The sequence below is a fragment of the Pseudomonas sp. GW821-FHT09C10 genome (genome assembly GCF_059418085.1).
The window spans coordinates 744151-760028 of sequence record NZ_JBWKPE010000001.1; the positions used below are offsets into that span (position 1 = coordinate 744151).

Below are 15878 nucleotides of genomic sequence, written 5' to 3' on the forward strand. Positions count from 1 at the left end.
GCCGTAGTTGAGCAGGACGACCAGCCCTTGGCTGACCATCAGTCGTGCGCGACCGCGATCATGTCGATCTCCACCGCCGCCGACTTCGGCAGTTGCATCACCCCCACCGACGTGCGCGAATGCACCCCGGCACCGCCGAGGATCTCGTGCAACAGGTCTGACGCGCCGTTGGCCACTTCACTCTGCTGATCGAAGTCCTCGGCGCTGCGTACATACACGGTGATACGCGGGATGGCCTTGACCCGGTCCAGCGAACCGAGCGCTTGCTTGAGCAGGCCCAGGCAGCGCAATGCACTGATGCCGGCGGCGATTTGTGCCTGGCCCAGGGTCAAGGTGTCACCGACTCTGCCCGGCAGCATGATCGTGTCGCCGACGCGAGGGATCTGCCCGCTGATGTACAGGTGGTTGCCGTCGCGCACCAGCGGCGTGTAGTTGCCGCCGACTTTGAATTCATCCAATTGATAGCCGAGGCGTTGTTGCACGGCTTGGTATTTTTCATCGGGCGTCATGGGCGTGCTTCCTCGTTGTGTCGTTGCCATTCATCCACCACGTCGCCCATGGTCTTGGGCGTTGCGTTGCGAATCCAGGCCATGAAAGGCCGGTCGAACTTGAACCCCGGCCCACAGTGTTCAAGCATGAAGCGTCGCACGTTCTTGGTGTTTTTATAGTGTGGGGTCACGGGAGTGGCGCGGGTGATGGGGTCGCTGTGCCAGTCAACATCCATTTTGTCTCTCCGGGATCTGGGGGGCGGGCAGTAGCATAGCGATGTGCTACTTGCACCGGAAGCGGGGTTTAAGCCAAACGAGGTGTTGAGACATCGTATAAGAAACTCAGATGTCCACCCCCCCTTAAACGCCAATCCTTTCGAGATATTTCAAATTTTTCTTTCCTTCCCAGGGGAAAATATTGCATGGTTGTACGATGACTTAACGAGTCATATCCGCCCCCAACAACAATAAGGAAACACCCATGCAAAACGTCAAAGTGCTGATCGGATTTCTGTGCCTGTTCAGCGGCTATGTGGCCGCCGCCCCTGCCGCCGACAAAGACGTCGCCCAAGCAGTCGACCACCTCACCCAGGCCATGCTGCATAAAGACCTCAAGCAGCTCCAGAGCCTGACCGCCGAGAACCTCACCTACGGCCACTCCAGCGGCAAGATCCAGAACAAGCAGGAATTCATCGCCGACATCGAGACCGGACGCAGCGGCTTCAAGACCCTGGAAATGCAGAAACAGACCATTACCCTGAGTGGCGATACCGCCCTGGTACGCAACCACTTCTCCGCCCTGGCGGTGAACAGCGGCAAGGAAGTGCCCACCGAAATCGAGAACTTCCAGATCTGGCAAAAACAGAAAGGCCACTGGCTGCTGATCGGGCGCCAGGCGTTCAAATTCTGATGGCTAGCGGTGGGCCATCGGGCTCACCACTGCACCACCTTGCGCACCTTCAGCAACGCCTCGCGCAGCGCCGGCATGTCCACCGAGCCCAAGGCCAGGCGCAACGCATGGGGCACGTGGGCCGAGACGGCGAAGGGCTCGGCGGTGGAGACGGAAATGCCGTCGCGCTGCAAGGTCATGGCGACTTGATCGGCGCGAGCCTCTTCCGCCAGGGGCAGCCACAAGAAATACGATGATGGGTGGCTGGTGTAGGCCAGCCCCTTGAGCACCTGCGCCGCCAAGGCTTGCCGCGTCCGCGCATCCTGGCGCTTTTGTGCTTCAAGTTGCGCCACCGTGCCATCCTCGAGCCAGGCCACCGCAATCGCACTCATCACCCCCGGCACGTTCCAGGTGGTGGCCATGATGGTGCGTTCCAGTGCTTTGACCCAACCCGAAGGGGCAGCGATAAACCCCACGCGCAGGCCGGTCGCGACACTTTTCGACAGCCCGCCCACGTAGACCGTGCGCTCCGGCGCCAATCTGGCCACGGGCAGCGGCACGTCCTCGGCCAGGAACGCGTAGGCCGCGTCCTCAATAATCATCAGGTTGTGCTCACGGGCAATCGCCACCAACTGCTCGCGCTGCGCCAGGCTCAGCACCCACCCCAACGGGTTATGCAAGGTTGGCATGCTGTACACGGCACGCACCGGGCGCTTGCGACACAGGCTGTGCAGGTAGTCCAGGTCCGGGCCGTCGGCGGTGACCGGGATGGCGACGATCTCCAGGTGCAGTGTTTCGGCCAGCACCTTGAACCCCGAATACGTCAAGGCGTCGACGGCAATCACATCACCGGGCTTGAGCATGGCCATCATGGTCACGGCCAACCCGTGCTGGGCGCCGCTGACCACCAGCACCTGTTCGGCCTTGACCGTCAGCCCTCGACTCAACAGGTGCCGCGCGACAGCGGCGCGCTCATGCAGGCGACCGGCGTGGGGCTGGTAACGCAGCAGCGCGTCGAGGTCGCCGGACAGCGCCAACTGGCGCAATGCGGTGCGCAGCAAGTCGGCCTGGCCCGGCAAGGACGGGTAGTTGAAATTCAGATCGAGCATGCCCGCCGCCACACTCATCTGCCCGCTGCCCTGCCCCGGCGGCAGCGAGATTTCGCGCACGAAGGTGCCTCGGCCCGTTTCGCCACTGACCAGGCCCATGGCCTCCAGCTCGGCGTACACCCGGCTCGCGGTGACCAACGCCAGGCCATGCTCGGCGGCCAGTTGGCGGTGGGTCGGCAGTCGCGTGCCGGGGGGCATGCTGCCTGAGCGAATGGCCTCGGCGAAGCTGTCGACCAACGACTTGTAGCGGGCACGGGGCATAAGCGATGTATCCATGACAATTTTTTGATTGTCTTTATCTTCAACCCTAGGATGCCTGCCACGCAACTCCTCCTTTCGGACGCCCCTTATGGAACGTACAGCTCCCCTCAGCAACCTCGACACCCGCACCCAAGGCTGGATCAACGGTTTTATCGGCGTGGTGATCTTCAGCGGCTCGTTGCCGGCCACGCGCCTGGCGGTGATGGAATTCGACCCGGTGTTCCTGACCATGATCCGCGCCGCCATTGCCGCGCTGCTGGGGCTGGCCTTGCTGGGGCTGTTCAAGGAGCAACGTCCCGCACGCCAGCAATGGATGCCCCTGGCCATCGTCGCCCTCGGCGTGGTGATCGGCTTTCCGTTACTCACCGCGCTGGCGCTGCAATACGTGACCTCCGCCCACTCCATCGTCTTCATCGGCCTGCTGCCGCTGGCGACCGCCGTGTTTGCTGTACTGCGTGGCGGCGAGCGTCCACGCCCGGTGTTCTGGCTGTTTTCGATCCTCGGCAGTGCGTTGGTGATGGGGTACGCCTTCGCCCAGGGCTTGAGCGCCGCACCGGCGGGTGACGTGCTGATGCTGCTGGCAGTGCTGGTGTGTGGCCTGGGGTACGCCGAAGGCGCCACACTGTCGCGCAGCCTGGGCGGCTGGCAGGTGATCTGCTGGGCGCTGGTGGCGTCGTTGCCGGTGGTGGTGCCGTTGAGCCTGGTGCTGGCGCCGTCGAGCATCAGCGGCATCAGCCTGCCGGCCTGGCTGAGCCTGGGCTATGTGTCGCTGTTCAGCATGCTGATCGGCTTTGTGTTCTGGTATCGCGGCCTGGCCCAGGGCGGCATCGCCGCCGTCGGCCAATTGCAACTGCTGCAACCGTTCTTCGGCCTGGCGCTGGCAGCGGGCTTGCTGCATGAACAGGTCAGCCTGGGCATGCTGCTGGTGACGGTCGCGGTGATCGGCTGCGTGGCCGGGGCCAAGCGGTTCGCGCGCTAACGCTGGGGCGCGACCATCTTGAACTTGATGTTGATGTCGTCGGACACCACGCTGTTGCCGGCCCATTCGCCTTCGCCGATCCTGAAGTCGCCGCGCCTGAGGATCAACTCACCGTCGAACACGCCAATGCCATCCAGCTCCTTGAGCACCACGTTGACCGCCACCGGGCGCGTGGTGCCCTTGATCGTCAGGTTGCCGCTGATGTTGAAGCGGTTATCCCCCAAGGCCTTTACAGCGGTGGACTCATACACGCCCACCGGATAAGTCGCGGTATCGAACCACGAGGCCCGTTGCAACTCGTCGTTGGCATCGGGGCTGCCGGCATCGATACTCACCAGCTGGATCTTGAGCAAGGCATGTCCGCTTTCGGGCTTCTGCGTGTCAAAGCTCAGCGTGCCTTCGAAGTCGCCGAAGGTGCCATACACCCGCTGCCCCAACTGCTTATAGGTAAAACTGATCTGGCTGGCGGTGCGATTGACGTCGGTGTACTCCGCCGCCTGGGCACAGCCGATAGCACCCAGGACCAGGACCAACGGGAGAATTCGACGCTTCATGCCACGCTCCGCAAAAAAAGGATGTATTCCCATCAGGTGCCTGTGCTGCTAAACAGATTAGCCGCTCACAACAATAAGGACGCTGCATGCCCACCCCTTCTCTACAGGACATCACCGCGCCGGAAGGCATCTGCTACGGCTGCGGCGGCAGTAACCCCCATGGCTTGCATATCAAGAGCCGCTGGGATGCCGATGGTGTCCATCTCATCGCCGAACATCACCCCGAGGCAAAATACAGCGGCTGGCCCGACCTGGTCTACGGCGGCCTGATCGCCATGCTGGTGGACTGCCATTCCAACTGGACCGCCATGGCCTACCACTACCGTGCCGAACAACGCGAACCCGGCAGCCTGCCGCGCATCGACTGCGTTACCGGCAACCTGGGGATCAAATTCATCAAGCCGACCCCCATGGGCGTGCCGCTCACCTTACGTGCGCGGGTCGAGGGCGACGTGGGTCGCAAAAGCCGCGTGGTCTGCGAGGTGTACGCCGGCGAGGTGCTCACGGCCATCGGCGATTCGCTGTTCGTGCGCGTCGACACCCGCGAACTGGCTGCGGCCGCCCATGGCCGTGACGGCTGATCCTGGTCTACATTGACTGGCACCGCTAATCGAGGACCGAACCGATGACTCGTCTCACCGCGAAAGACTTTGCCCCCGAACTGCTGGAACTCTACGACGGCTACGCCCACGGCACGCTCAACCGCCGCGAATTTCTCGACCGCGCGGCGCTGTTCACCTTTGGCGGCCTGACCGCCTCGGCCCTGCTGGCGGCCCTGAGCCCCAACTATGCCCTGGCCGAGCAGGTGAAATTCACCGACCCGGACATCGTTGCCGACTACATCACCTACCCCTCGCCCAAGGGCAACGGCACCGTGCGTGGCTACCTGGTGCGCCCGGCCAAGGCCACCGGCAAGCTGCCGGCCGTGGTGGTGGTCCACGAAAACCGTGGCCTCAACCCCTACATCGAAGACGTCGCCCGGCGCCTGGCCAAAGCCGGGTTTATCGCCCTCGCGCCGGACGGCCTGACCTCGGTGGGCGGCTATCCCGGCAACGATGAAAAAGGCGTGGCGCTGCAACAGACAGTCGACCCGACCAAGCTGATGAACGACTTCTTCGCCGCCATCGAATGGCTGATGCACCACGACAGCAGCACCGGCAAGGTCGGCATCACCGGCTTCTGTTATGGCGGCGGCGTGACCAATGCGGCGGCGGTGGCTTACCCGGAACTAGGCGCGGCGGTGTCGTTCTATGGGCGCCAGCCGGAAGCCAAGGACGTGCCGCGCATCAAGGCACCGATCATGCTGCATTACGGCGAGCTGGATACGCGGATCAACGAGGGGTGGCCGGCGTATGAAAAGGCCCTGAAGGCCGCCGGCACGACTTATGAAGCGTATATCTACAAGGGCGCCAACCATGGCTTCCATAACGATTCGACACCGCGTTATGACGAGGCCGCGGCGAATCTGGCGTGGGAAAGGACGCTGGGCTGTTTCCGCAAATACCTGGCCTAAGTGCAGTCCAAATGTGGGAGGGGGCTTGCCCCCGATTGCGGTGTATCAGCAACCATTGAGGTGACTGACCCGCCGCTATCGGGGGCAAGCCCCCTCCCACATTGATCGTCACCTCATTCCAGCTCAGTGTTCCAGCGCATACCGGCGGCAATGGTTGAGGTAGCCCTGCTCATGGCTGCCCACCAACTGCACCACGCTGGTCCATAACCACGACGGCGCATCCAATTGCCTGGAGCGGTTTTCCTGCAGCACCGCCATCCAGCCCTTGCGCGTCGCCCGGTCCATCTGCCGGGCATGGGCGATACCGACCACGCGCGCCAGGTAACCGGCGGCGTGCATGGCATCGAGTTCACTCAGTTCGTCCAGTTCCAGCTTCATGTCCTGGGGCAACAGTTCGCGGATGAAAAAGCCATGGTCCAGAAACCGTGTCGCCACCATGCGTTCACCCAGGCCCGGCGACAGCTGGCGGGCGCCCTCCACCACTCGGCGGCCGTTGTCCCTGGGCATCTTCGCCCGTGCCGCGCGCGGTGCGGCGGCGCCGACGGCTTCCTTGATATCGATCAGGCAGTATTCCTCATCGTCCTTGTCGCCCACCCCCAGCAAGACGGCGTAGCGCAACAGGCCGAGGGAGCTGCAGCCCTTGACCCAGTAAGCCGAATCCAGCAGTTGGACCTTGGCGTCCTTGGGACGGCCCTTGAGCGAGGTGACCAACTGATGGATGTCATCCGACGCGCAGACGCTTTCCAGCGCACTTTTTTCTGCCCGCGACAGCGACCAGAAATGCTTGCCCAGCGGGATCGTCGGCCGCACGTTGTCGATGCGTTCACGGGCCAGGCTTTTCCAGGTGCGCTCGACGGCGCTGCGCATCCCCGCCTTGACCTGGGACGGACGCGGCGGTACCTCGTCGGGCTTGTCCTTGAACGCCTGTTCATAGCCCACCATCATTTCTTCAAGCATGCGCGCGGTGGTCACGCCCGGCAGGTCCGAACCGCGCGCGGCGGTGGCCAGGGACAGCGCCAGGCGCACCAGGTCGTGGGCCGGGTTGCCGATCACGGCCTGGTCAAGGTCGCGGATATGCATATCGATGCGACCCTTGTTGTCGCCGGTAGGCCCCAGGTTGCCCGCGTGGCAGTCGCCGCAGATCCAGATCGCCGGGCCTTGAGGCAGACGCCTGCCCATCTGGCTGTGCAGCCACTCGTAGAATTGCACGGTGCTGCCGCGCACATACGCGTGGGCGGAGCGTGCCATCTTCAAATTGCGCAGTTGGGTGAGGTGTGGCATGCGAGCGGAGGGGCGCGGTGTTTTCATGGAATAACTCAGTGCAGGTGTAGCGGTAGAACGCCGGCCCTAAGCAAATGTTTCATTATGTTTCAAAAATAAACTCAGACCCGCCCACTCTCCTCCAGCAACCATGCCTTGAAGGCCTGCATGGCCGAGGTTTCGGCCCGCGACTGCAGGCGCGTCAGCCAGTAGCTGCCGGTGCTGATGCCGACGTCGAAGGGCTGGCGAATCACATCACTTTCCAGTTGCCGCGAGAACATCATCGCCGGCGCCAGCGCCACGCCGCTGCCTTGCAGTGCCGCCTCCATCATCGCCAGCGACGAGTCGAACACGATGCTGCGCGGTACCAGGGTATCGGCGGGCAGCCCGGCGGCCTGAAGCCACAGGCTCCACTCATCCGCGCGGTAGGAGCGCAATAGCGTGTGTTTCAACAGGTCGGCCGGCGTGTGCAACTGCGCGGCGAGTGACGGCACACACAGTACCGTCAGCGGCGCTTCCAGCAACTCCAGCGCATCCGTGCCGTGCCAGGCACCGGCACCGAAACGAATCGCGTAATCCAGGCCTTCGGCAGCCACGTCGACACGGTTGTTATGGGTGGACAGGCGCAGGTCGATGAACGGGTAGCGGCTCTGGAAGTCCGCCAGACGTGGCAGCAGCCAGCCGACGGCAAAGGTGCCGACCGCGCCCACGGTGAGTACCTCGCGGTAATGCCCGCCCTCGAACTGGCCCAAGGTGTGGGCAATGCGGTCGAACGACTCGCGCACCACCGGCAGCAGGGTTTCGCCCTCGCGGGTGAGCATCAACCCGCGGGGCAGGCGCTTGAACAAGGTGACAGTGAGCTGCGCCTCCAGGCTCTTGACCTGATGGCTGACCGCCGCCTGGGTCACGCATAACTCGATGGCAGCGCGGGTAAAGCTCAGATGCCGGGCGGCCGCCTCGAAGGCGCGCAAGGCGTTCAACGGCAAGTGGGAGCGGAGCATATTGACCCCAATATTTCTAATGGCTACTGCGAGATATCATCGTTTGCCCAGGACCGGCGAACGGCCTACATTTGCCTCGCCCGCGCAGGCTCTTCATTCAATCGATCATTCTCATGGAAGCGTTATCATGCCCCAACATTTACTGTCTGGCGTGCGTAATTTCACCGCCCTCGCGGTGTTTATCGCCGCCGGCAACTGCCTGGCGGCCACCGACCTGCAGGCGGTGGTGGATGCCAATGTAAAACCGCTGATGCAGCAGCAGTCGATTAACGGCCTGGTGGTCGGCGTGGTGCGGGACGGCAAGGCGCAATACTTTAACTACGGCATCGCCGCCACCGATACCCGCCAGCCGGTCAGCGAAAACACCCTGTTCGAAGTGGGCTCAGTGAGCAAAACCTTCACCGCGACCCTGGCCGGTTACGCGGTAGCCAGCGGCAAACTCACGCTTTCCGACCCGGCCAACCATTACCTGCCGGCACTGGGCGGCGGCAAGTTCGACCACATCAGCGTGCTCAACCTCGGCACCTACACCGCCGGGGGCTTGCCCCTGCAATTCCCCGCCAACGCGGATAACAGCCAGCGCATGATCAGCTACTTCCAGCAGTGGCAACCCGACTTCGCCCCTGGCACCCAGCGCCTGTATTCCAACCCAAGCCTGGGGTTGTTCGGCTACCTGGCGGCGCAGAGCCTCAAGCAGCCGTTCGATCAGGCGATGGAAAAGACCCTGTTGCCCGCACTCGGGCTCAAGCACACCTTCATCAAGGTGCCGCAGAGCCAGATGAGCTTGTACGCCCAGGGCTATGGCAAAGATGGCAAACCGGTACGCGTCGGCCCCGGCGCCCTGGACAGCGAGGCCTACGGCATCAAGACCAGTGCTGCGGACTTGCTGAAGTACGTTGACGCGAACATGCACCCGGCGACGCTGGATAAAACCCTGCAGCAGGCGATCAGCGTGACTCACACGGGTTACTACAACGTGGACGGCATGACCCAGGGACTGGGTTGGGAAATGTACCCCTACCCCATCCCGCTCGATAGGTTGATGGCCGGCAACTCCACACCCATGGCAATGGAACCGCATGCGGTCAACTGGCTGACCCCGCCCCAGGCGCCCCACGCCGACACCCTGGTGAACAAGACCGGCTCCACCAATGGGTTTGGCGCCTACGTGGCGTACGTGCCGAGCAAGGGAGTGGGCGTGGTGATATTGGCGAACAAGAACTACCCGAATGCCGAACGGGTAAAGGTCGCCCATGCGATCTTGAGTGCGCTGGACCACTAACGGTGGAAGGGCTGGTGCGACGATTCGACTGGCCCCCTCCCACCTATTGACCCGCGCTACATCCCCAGCCAATGCGGCAAGGCCAGCGAGATAAACGGCAAGTACGTGACCATGATCAGGAACACCAACAGGATCATCAGCCACGGCAACGCCGCACGAATGGTCTGCCCCAGCGTCAACCCGGTCACCGCCGAGGTCACGAACAGGTTCAGCCCCACCGGTGGGTGCACCAGGCCGATTTCCATATTGACCACCATCACGATGCCCAGGTGAATCGGGTCGATGCCCAGCTTCATGGCGATCGGGAAGAAGATCGGCGCCAGGATCAGCACGATGGCCGAAGGCTCCATGAAACTGCCGGCGATCAGCAGTACCACGTTGACCATGATCAAAAAGCCAATCGGCGTCAGGCCCTCGGACAGCACCCAGGCGGTGATTTCCTGAGGGATCTGCTCGGTGGTCAGCACATGGGCGAAGAGCATGGCATTGGCGATGATAAACATCAGCATGATCGCCAGGCGCCCGGACTCCAGCAGCACCTTGGGGCAGTCGCGCAGCTTCATGTCCTTGTAGACGAACAACGCCACGAACGCCGAGTACACCGCCGCCACCGCCGCCGCTTCGGTGGGGGTGAACATGCCGCTGTAGATGCCGCCGAGGATGATCACCAGCAACAACAGGCCCCAGAACGCGCGGCGCGCACAGCTCAGCCACTCACGAAACGTCGCCCGTGGCTGGGCCGGCAGCTTCTTAATGCGCGCGACAATGTAGATCGCCACCATCAGCATCAGGCCCAACAGCAAGCCCGGGATCACCCCGGCCATGAACAGCTTGCCCACCGAGGTTTCCGTCGCCGCCGAGTACACCACCATCACGATCGACGGCGGAATCAGGATGCCCAGGGTGCCGGCGTTGCAGATGATCCCCGCGCCGAATTCCTTCGGGTAACCGGAACGCACCATGCCCGCCACCGCTATCGAACCCACCGCCGCCACCGTCGCCGGGGATGAGCCGGACAGCGCCGCAAACAGCATGCACGCCAGTACCGCCGCAATCGCCAGGCCGCCACGGATATGCCCGACACAGGCGTTGGCAAAGTCGATCAGCCGCTGCGCCACGCCGCCGGTGGTCATGAACGCACCGGAGAGCAGGAAGAACGGGATCGCCAGGAAGGTATAGGCGTCGGAGGTTTCGAACAGCTTGATCGCCAGGGAACTGACCGAGTCCGGGCTGAACATCAGGATCGACACCGCGCCCGACAAACCCAGTGCAATGGCAATCGGCACGCCGAGGAACATGAACACGAACAACAGCAGGAACAGACAGAGCACGGCCATCAGTGACGCTCCCCATGGCTGCCGGCCAACTTGCTGGCCTCACCGGCCTCGTCGGCCAGCCCCAACCCGACCTGACGGCGGGTAAAGATGCGGTAGAAAATTTCCAGGTAGCGGATAAACACCAGGGCAAAACCGATGGGCACGATGATCACGATGTCACCCACGTCGATGCCGAACTGGTCAAGGTCTTCGGCGCCGATATGGGCGGTCATCACCGCGCTGACCCACTTGTAGCTGGCGACCATGAACAGCCCGGCATAGGCCAGGCAGCACAGGCAGGCGAGCATGCCCAGCACGCGCTGCACCGGACGCCGGGTCAGCTTGACCAGCGCGTCCACCCCCAGGTGGCCGGCGGTGCGCACCCCATAGGAAATGCCGAAGAAAATCAGCCAGCCGAACATGGCCTTGGTCAGCGCCACGCTCCAGGTCATGTCCTGGGCCCAGGTCATGGTGCCGTCGCCCAGGGCGCTGAAGAAGTTGCTGCTGAAGGCCCACTTGTCGGCCAGGGCAAAGAACAGCGTGTAGATGTTGTTGAGCATGACGTAGACGAATGTCACCAGGGTCATGGCCGCCAGCAGGAAGGCAATAAAGCCTTCCTCCAGGTGCTCCCAGACGCGCCTTAGCGTTTGCATGGCAAAACCTCGCGAAAGCAAAATGAGATGTCAGGGCGGAAACCGGCCTTTACTGGTTGGCGGAATCCGCCGCCTTGATCAGATCAGCCCCGATCTCGCCTTCGAACTTCTGCCATACCGGGCGCATCGCGTCGCGCCACAGCTGGCGTTGCTCGGGGGTCAGCTCGATGATTTCGCTGGTCCTGGCGTCGATGATCTTCTGCCTGGCCGACTGGTTCAGGGCTTCGGCCTGTTTGTTCACCTCGACGGTGACCTCGACCATGACCTGCTCCAGGGTGCTGCGGATGTCGGGCGGCAGGCCGTTCCAGAAGGTGGCATTGGTGATGACCATGTAGTCGATCAGGCCATGGTTGGATTCGGTGAAGTACTTCTGCACTTCGTTGACCTTCTGGCTTTCATAGTTCGACCAGGTGTTCTCGGTGCCATTCACGGTGCCGGTCTGCAAGCCCTGGTAAACCTCGGCAAAGCTCATCTTGCGTGGGTTGGCGCGGATCGCCTTGAACTGCTCCTCCAGCACGCTGGAGGCCTGCACGCGGAATTTCAGGCCACGGGCGTCCTTGGGTTCATGCAGCGCCTTGTTGGCGGAGAGTTGCTTGAGGCCGTTGTGCCAATAAGCCAGGCCGAGGATGTTCTTGTTCTGCATCGAGGTCAGCAGTTGCTTGCCCTCGGCGGCCTGGAAGCGGTCGACGGCGGCCAGGTCGTTGAACAGGAACGGCAGGTCATAGATCTGCACTTGCCGGGTGTATTGCTCGAACTTGGCCAGGGACGGCGCCAGCATCTGCACGTCGCCCAGCAGCAGCGCTTCCATTTCCTTGCCGTCACCGAACAGTGACGAGTTGGGGTACACCTCGACCTTGACCTTGCCCGGCAAGCGTTCTTCGGCGAGCTTCTTGAACAGCAACGCGCCCTGGCCCTTGGGGGTGTTTTCAGCGACCACGTGGGCGAACTTGATCACGATCGGGTCCGCCGCCTGGGCCAGGCCTGCGGCAAACAAGGTGGCGGCGCAGAACAGCGCCCGAGAAAGCTTGAGCATGGAAATCACCTTCTTATTGTTGTGGTTAGGGCAAGGTGCCTGATATGACGCGTGTAGTGAATTTCGAATTTTTGATACCTGCGTTCGGCCACGCCGAACACCAACCTCAAGAAAAATGCAGTTCCCCCTCCCACATTTGATTCGGTTCCGTCAGCTATGACTGTGCGAGCAACCGCTGCGCCCGCAACAACACCGGCGCATCCACCATCTGCCCATCAATCTGGTAAGCCCCCGCCCCATGCGCCCCGGCGTCCACCACCCGCCGCGCCCAGGCCAGGTCTGCGGCGCTGGGCGCCAACGCGTCATGGATCACCGCCACCTGCCTGGGATGGATACACAACGCGCCGGCAAAGCCCATTTCATAGGCATGCCGGATCGAACGGCGCAGGCCGTCGGGGTCGTCGATGGCCGGGTGCACGCCATCCAGTGGCGCCACCAGGCCAGCCGCGCGGGAGTGCACGATCAGCGCCAGGCGTGCCTGGTCGAGGGCGAACTGCGCGGCCGGGGAGTTGCTGCTCAGGTTGAGGTCCAGCGCCAGGTCCAGGCCGCCGAATGACAGACGTTCGACCTGCGGCGCCTGGGCGATGTCGGCCAGCGCCAGCAAGCCGCGGGCGCTTTCGATAATCGGCCAGATCAGCTTGCCAGCCGTGGCGACCACCACCACCTGGGCCGCACTTTCCACTTTCGGCAGGAGTACACCCGCCACGTTGGCGTAGGCTTTGCAAAACGCCACATCGTCGAAATGCCCGGCATGTTCCGGCGCATTGATGCGCACCCACACCCGGGCCTGCGGGTGACTTTGCAGGAACGCCCCGAGGTTATCCCGCGCCTGGCGCTTGAGCGGCTCTTCCACCGCGTCTTCGAAATCCACGATCACGGCATCGGCGCCACTGGCCAGCGCCTTGGCAAAGCGTTCCGGTCGGCTGCCGGGAACAAACAGCGCAGAGCGCACAAGAGGGTTAGGCATAACGGACTTCCTTATTAGATAACGCCGCGCGCACGCAGGCTGTCGATGGCATCGCCGGAGTAACCGAGCTGCTCGAGGATGCCCTGGCTGTGCTGCCCCAGCGCCGGTACGGCGTCCATGCGCGGGGTAAACGCCCCATTGCGCGCCGGCGGCAGCAGCGACGGCAGCGGCCCGGCAGGGCTTGCGACTTCACGCCAACTGTCGCGGGCCTTGAGCTGCGGGTGGTCCCACACGCCTTGCATATCGTTGACGCGGGCGCTGGCGATCTGCGCGTCCTCCAGGCGCTGGATCACGGCCTCGGCATCCAGTTGGGCAAAGCTGTCGACGATGATTTGGCGCAGCACCTCGCGGTTGGCCGAGCGCTTGAAGTTGGCGCTGAAGCGCTCATCCGTCGCCAGCCCAGGCGTGAGCAGGACCTTGTCGCAGAACGCCGCCCATTCGCGCTCATTCTGCAAACCGAGCATCACCGTGCTGCCGTCGCCGGTGGGAAACGGCCCGTAGGGGTAGATGGTCGAATGCGCCGCGCCGGCACGCGGCGGCGGCGGCGCACCGTCGAAGGCGTAGTACATCGGGTAGCCCATCCATTCCACCAGGCTTTCGAGCATGCTCACGTCGATGCGGCTGCCCTGCCCCGTCTTGCCGCGCAACAGCAGCGCGGAAAGGATGCCGCTGTAGGCGTACATGCCGGCGGAGATGTCGGCGATGGAGCAACCGGCCTTGGCCATCTGCTCGTCACCCGGGCCACCGGTCACCGACAGAAAGCCGCCCTCGCTCTGGATCAGCAGGTCATAGGCTTTCTTTTTCTCGTAGGGCCCGCCTTCGCCATAGCCGGAAATGTCGCAGACGATCAGCCGTGGAAAGCGTGCATGCAGCGCCTCGAACGACAGGCCCATGCGCGCCGCCGCGCCCGGTGCAAGGTTCTGCACCAGCACATCGGCATCGGCCAGCAGGCTGTCGAGGATGGCGCCGGCGGCGTCCTGCTTGAGGTCCAGGGTGAGGCTTTCCTTGGAGCGGTTGGTCCACACGAAATGCGAGGCCAGGCCACGCACGCGCTCGTCGTAGCCACGGGCGAAGTCACCGGCACCGGGGCGTTCAATCTTGATCACGCGGGCGCCGAGGTCGGCCAGTTGACGGGTGCAAAAGGGCGCGGCGATCGCGTGTTCCAGGCTGACAACGGTGATGCCGTCCAGCGGTCGTGGGTCAGTCATAACAGTTCCTCAGAGCCAATGGGCCATGGACGCGGCGTTGCGCACATCCCAGACCTTGGCGATCAATGTGTCGGCCTGGGCCGGTGTGCAGGCGTGACTGAACCGGGCGAGGCGCTGGAATTTATCCGCCAGCTCTGCACGGCTCAGGGTGTTGCCCGGGTCGCCCTTGGGCTCGTCGATGGCGCCGTGCAGGGTGCGGCCGTCAACCGTGGTGACGGTGACGCGGCCGAGCCAGCGCTGCGGGTAGGCGCCATCGACCTCGGGGTCGAGGGTCATGCTGACCCTGTCGCGAAAGGCGGCGACGGCAGGATCGGTCAACGCGTACTCATGGAACTCGGTGAGCCCGGCCTTGCCATGCACGGCGATCAACCCCAGCACGGTGCCCATGGAGAACTTGGCCTGATGCACGCTGGTCGGCACGCTTACCCGTCCCAGCACATCGATGGCGCCTTGGTGCACACGGGTTTCCACACCGGCGATATCGACGGCCTCCAGGCCTTCGCGTTGCATCAACGCCAGCAACGCATCGGCGGCCGGATGGGTATGGCGGCACGACGCATGGAACTTGAACGAGGTCTCCAGCAGCGCCCAACGGCTGCCAAGGCCAGCCGACAATTTGCTCGGTTCGGCATCCGTGGACATGCCCGCCGCCAGGCCCTGGTCGCCTTCGAGGATATTGCGCGCACCGGTCAGGCCATCCGCCGTCAGGTACGCGGCGAGCAAACCGTCCGCGGCCGCCTTTGCCGTGTGCAGTTGCTTGGAGTCGGCGGCATCGCGCAGGAATTCCCACAGCCCGGCGGCCTGGGTGCCGGCGCTGCCAAGCAGATGGGTGAACTGGTCCTGATTGAAACCCAGCAACTTGCCCACCGCCACGGCCGCCGCCAGGGTGCCCACCGTGGCCGTGGTGTGGAAGATGCGGTAGTGGGAGCGCCCCATGAATTCGCCGATGCGGATCCCCGCCTCATAGCCGGCCACCGAGGCCAGCAACACGTCACGGCCGGATTTACCGAGGTCCTGGGCGGCGGCCAAGGCAGCGGGAAACACCACGGTGGCCGGGTGCAGCACCGAGCTGTTGTGCAGGTCATCCTGCTCCACCAGGTGGGACGAGGCGCCGTTGACCAGCGCGGCGAAATACGCGCTGCTGCCGGTGCCATTGACGATCACCTGGGCCGGGCCGCTGCTCGGGCCCATCTTCTGGGCATAGCGCTCGAACAATGGGATCGGGTGCGCGCCCTGGCTGGCCAACGCGGACGCCAGCCAATCCAGGAACAGGTCTTCGGTGCGCGCCAGCACGGGTTCGGGCAACTGCTCGTAGGCCAGGTCGGCCAGGAACCGACACAGGGTTTGGGTATGGCTCATGGGCAG

The 15878-nt window shown here is 63.5% G+C and carries 17 protein-coding genes; 5 read left to right on the forward strand and 12 right to left on the reverse strand.

Annotated features, from left to right (window positions below):
* Window positions 1–38: 38 nt before the first annotated feature.
* Both AC07OT_RS03435 and AC07OT_RS03440 read right to left on the reverse strand, forming a co-directional pair.
* On the reverse strand, window positions 39–509 hold the full coding sequence (locus AC07OT_RS03435; protein WP_495107479.1) for a RidA family protein: 471 nt from the start codon (window positions 507–509) through the stop codon (window positions 39–41).
* A complete protein-coding gene (locus tag AC07OT_RS03440; RefSeq protein ID WP_065942065.1) occupies window positions 506–724 on the reverse strand; it encodes a DUF6434 domain-containing protein in 219 nt (72 codons plus the stop codon). Before AC07OT_RS03440 ends, AC07OT_RS03435 begins: the two co-directional genes overlap by 4 nt.
* 245 nt (window positions 725–969) lie before the next feature.
* On the opposite strand from AC07OT_RS03440, the gene AC07OT_RS03445 reads away from it, so the two are divergent.
* Entirely contained in the window at window positions 970–1398 is a 429-nt protein-coding gene (locus AC07OT_RS03445; RefSeq protein ID WP_024075865.1) for a nuclear transport factor 2 family protein, read from the forward strand.
* 23 nt (window positions 1399–1421) lie between these two features.
* On the opposite strand, the gene AC07OT_RS03450 is transcribed toward AC07OT_RS03445, so the two are convergent.
* Window positions 1422–2747, reverse strand: coding sequence for an aminotransferase-like domain-containing protein (locus tag AC07OT_RS03450; protein ID WP_495107480.1), 1326 nt, complete (start codon window positions 2745–2747; stop codon window positions 1422–1424).
* Window positions 2748–2835: 88 nt separating this feature from the next.
* Here AC07OT_RS03450 and AC07OT_RS03455 point away from each other — a divergent pair, with 88 nt between their 5' ends.
* The gene (locus tag AC07OT_RS03455) at window positions 2836–3726 is read left to right on the forward strand and encodes a DMT family transporter (RefSeq protein ID WP_495107481.1); all 891 of its coding nucleotides are present in this window, start codon (window positions 2836–2838) and stop codon (window positions 3724–3726) included.
* On the opposite strand, the gene AC07OT_RS03460 is transcribed toward AC07OT_RS03455, so the two are convergent.
* A complete protein-coding gene (locus tag AC07OT_RS03460; protein ID WP_495107482.1) occupies window positions 3723–4280 on the reverse strand; it encodes a YceI family protein in 558 nt (185 codons plus the stop codon). The two genes, AC07OT_RS03455 and AC07OT_RS03460, sit on opposite strands and share 4 nt — an antisense overlap.
* Before the next feature lie 86 nt (window positions 4281–4366).
* Here AC07OT_RS03460 and AC07OT_RS03465 point away from each other — a divergent pair, with 86 nt between their 5' ends.
* Entirely contained in the window at window positions 4367–4861 is a 495-nt protein-coding gene (locus AC07OT_RS03465) for a PaaI family thioesterase (RefSeq protein WP_115488374.1), read from the forward strand.
* A 44-nt stretch (window positions 4862–4905) separates the two neighbouring features.
* Complete coding sequence (gene yghX, locus AC07OT_RS03470; protein ID WP_495107483.1) at window positions 4906–5793, forward strand: YghX family hydrolase; 888 nt, start codon at window positions 4906–4908, stop codon at window positions 5791–5793.
* Between the two features lie 123 nt (window positions 5794–5916).
* On the opposite strand, the gene AC07OT_RS03475 is transcribed toward yghX, so the two are convergent.
* Both AC07OT_RS03475 and AC07OT_RS03480 read right to left on the reverse strand, forming a co-directional pair.
* Entirely contained in the window at window positions 5917–7101 is a 1185-nt protein-coding gene (locus AC07OT_RS03475) for a DUF2252 family protein (RefSeq protein WP_414887144.1), read from the reverse strand.
* A 74-nt stretch (window positions 7102–7175) separates the two neighbouring features.
* On the reverse strand, window positions 7176–8054 hold the full coding sequence (locus AC07OT_RS03480) for a LysR family transcriptional regulator (protein ID WP_253490667.1): 879 nt from the start codon (window positions 8052–8054) through the stop codon (window positions 7176–7178).
* 127 nt (window positions 8055–8181) lie between these two features.
* Between AC07OT_RS03480 and ampC the strand changes: the two genes are divergently transcribed.
* On the forward strand, window positions 8182–9336 hold the full coding sequence (gene ampC / locus AC07OT_RS03485; RefSeq protein ID WP_495107484.1) for a class C beta-lactamase: 1155 nt from the start codon (window positions 8182–8184) through the stop codon (window positions 9334–9336).
* Between the two features lie 56 nt (window positions 9337–9392).
* Here the strand turns inward: ampC and dctM are convergent, their stop codons facing one another.
* From dctM to AC07OT_RS03515, 6 genes are all read right to left on the reverse strand, one after another.
* Window positions 9393–10673: a C4-dicarboxylate TRAP transporter large permease protein DctM gene (gene dctM / locus AC07OT_RS03490; RefSeq protein WP_027608528.1), complete on the reverse strand. Its 1281-nt coding sequence runs from the start codon at window positions 10671–10673 to the stop codon at window positions 9393–9395.
* Window positions 10673–11305, reverse strand: coding sequence for a TRAP transporter small permease (locus AC07OT_RS03495; RefSeq protein WP_141155144.1), 633 nt, complete (start codon window positions 11303–11305; stop codon window positions 10673–10675). Before AC07OT_RS03495 ends, dctM begins: the two co-directional genes overlap by 1 nt.
* A 49-nt stretch (window positions 11306–11354) precedes the next feature.
* Window positions 11355–12338: a TRAP transporter substrate-binding protein gene (locus tag AC07OT_RS03500; protein WP_146476092.1), complete on the reverse strand. Its 984-nt coding sequence runs from the start codon at window positions 12336–12338 to the stop codon at window positions 11355–11357.
* 154 nt (window positions 12339–12492) lie between these two features.
* Window positions 12493–13305, reverse strand: coding sequence for an HpcH/HpaI aldolase/citrate lyase family protein (locus tag AC07OT_RS03505; RefSeq protein WP_495107485.1), 813 nt, complete (start codon window positions 13303–13305; stop codon window positions 12493–12495).
* 14 nt (window positions 13306–13319) lie between these two features.
* Window positions 13320–14513, reverse strand: coding sequence for a CaiB/BaiF CoA transferase family protein (locus AC07OT_RS03510; protein ID WP_495107486.1), 1194 nt, complete (start codon window positions 14511–14513; stop codon window positions 13320–13322).
* Window positions 14514–14522: 9 nt separating this feature from the next.
* Window positions 14523–15872, reverse strand: a complete 1350-nt coding sequence (locus AC07OT_RS03515) for an MmgE/PrpD family protein (protein WP_495107487.1) — start codon at window positions 15870–15872, stop codon at window positions 14523–14525.
* Window positions 15873–15878: the final 6 nt, after the last annotated feature.

What these genes read in the sequence shown, in the direction of transcription:
- AC07OT_RS03435 (WP_495107479.1), bottom strand. Translation starts at nt 509, where the DNA reads ATGACGCCCGATGAAAAATACCAAGCCGTGCAACAACGCCTCGGCTAT.
- AC07OT_RS03465 (WP_115488374.1), top strand. Translation starts at nt 4,367, where the DNA reads ATGCCCACCCCTTCTCTACAGGACATCACCGCGCCGGAAGGCATCTGC.
- AC07OT_RS03510 (WP_495107486.1), bottom strand. Translation starts at nt 14,513, where the DNA reads ATGACTGACCCACGACCGCTGGACGGCATCACCGTTGTCAGCCTGGAA.
- AC07OT_RS03475 (WP_414887144.1), bottom strand. Translation starts at nt 7,101, where the DNA reads ATGAAAACACCGCGCCCCTCCGCTCGCATGCCACACCTCACCCAACTG.
- ampC (WP_495107484.1), top strand. Translation starts at nt 8,182, where the DNA reads ATGCCCCAACATTTACTGTCTGGCGTGCGTAATTTCACCGCCCTCGCG.
- AC07OT_RS03440 (WP_065942065.1), bottom strand. Translation starts at nt 724, where the DNA reads ATGGATGTTGACTGGCACAGCGACCCCATCACCCGCGCCACTCCCGTG.
- AC07OT_RS03500 (WP_146476092.1), bottom strand. Translation starts at nt 12,338, where the DNA reads ATGCTCAAGCTTTCTCGGGCGCTGTTCTGCGCCGCCACCTTGTTTGCC.
- AC07OT_RS03515 (WP_495107487.1), bottom strand. Translation starts at nt 15,872, where the DNA reads ATGAGCCATACCCAAACCCTGTGTCGGTTCCTGGCCGACCTGGCCTAC.
- dctM (WP_027608528.1), bottom strand. Translation starts at nt 10,673, where the DNA reads ATGGCCGTGCTCTGTCTGTTCCTGCTGTTGTTCGTGTTCATGTTCCTC.
- AC07OT_RS03450 (WP_495107480.1), bottom strand. Translation starts at nt 2,747, where the DNA reads ATGCCCCGTGCCCGCTACAAGTCGTTGGTCGACAGCTTCGCCGAGGCC.
- yghX (WP_495107483.1), top strand. Translation starts at nt 4,906, where the DNA reads ATGACTCGTCTCACCGCGAAAGACTTTGCCCCCGAACTGCTGGAACTC.
- AC07OT_RS03495 (WP_141155144.1), bottom strand. Translation starts at nt 11,305, where the DNA reads ATGCAAACGCTAAGGCGCGTCTGGGAGCACCTGGAGGAAGGCTTTATT.
- AC07OT_RS03460 (WP_495107482.1), bottom strand. Translation starts at nt 4,280, where the DNA reads ATGAAGCGTCGAATTCTCCCGTTGGTCCTGGTCCTGGGTGCTATCGGC.
- AC07OT_RS03455 (WP_495107481.1), top strand. Translation starts at nt 2,836, where the DNA reads ATGGAACGTACAGCTCCCCTCAGCAACCTCGACACCCGCACCCAAGGC.
- AC07OT_RS03445 (WP_024075865.1), top strand. Translation starts at nt 970, where the DNA reads ATGCAAAACGTCAAAGTGCTGATCGGATTTCTGTGCCTGTTCAGCGGC.
- AC07OT_RS03480 (WP_253490667.1), bottom strand. Translation starts at nt 8,054, where the DNA reads ATGCTCCGCTCCCACTTGCCGTTGAACGCCTTGCGCGCCTTCGAGGCG.
- AC07OT_RS03505 (WP_495107485.1), bottom strand. Translation starts at nt 13,305, where the DNA reads ATGCCTAACCCTCTTGTGCGCTCTGCGCTGTTTGTTCCCGGCAGCCGA.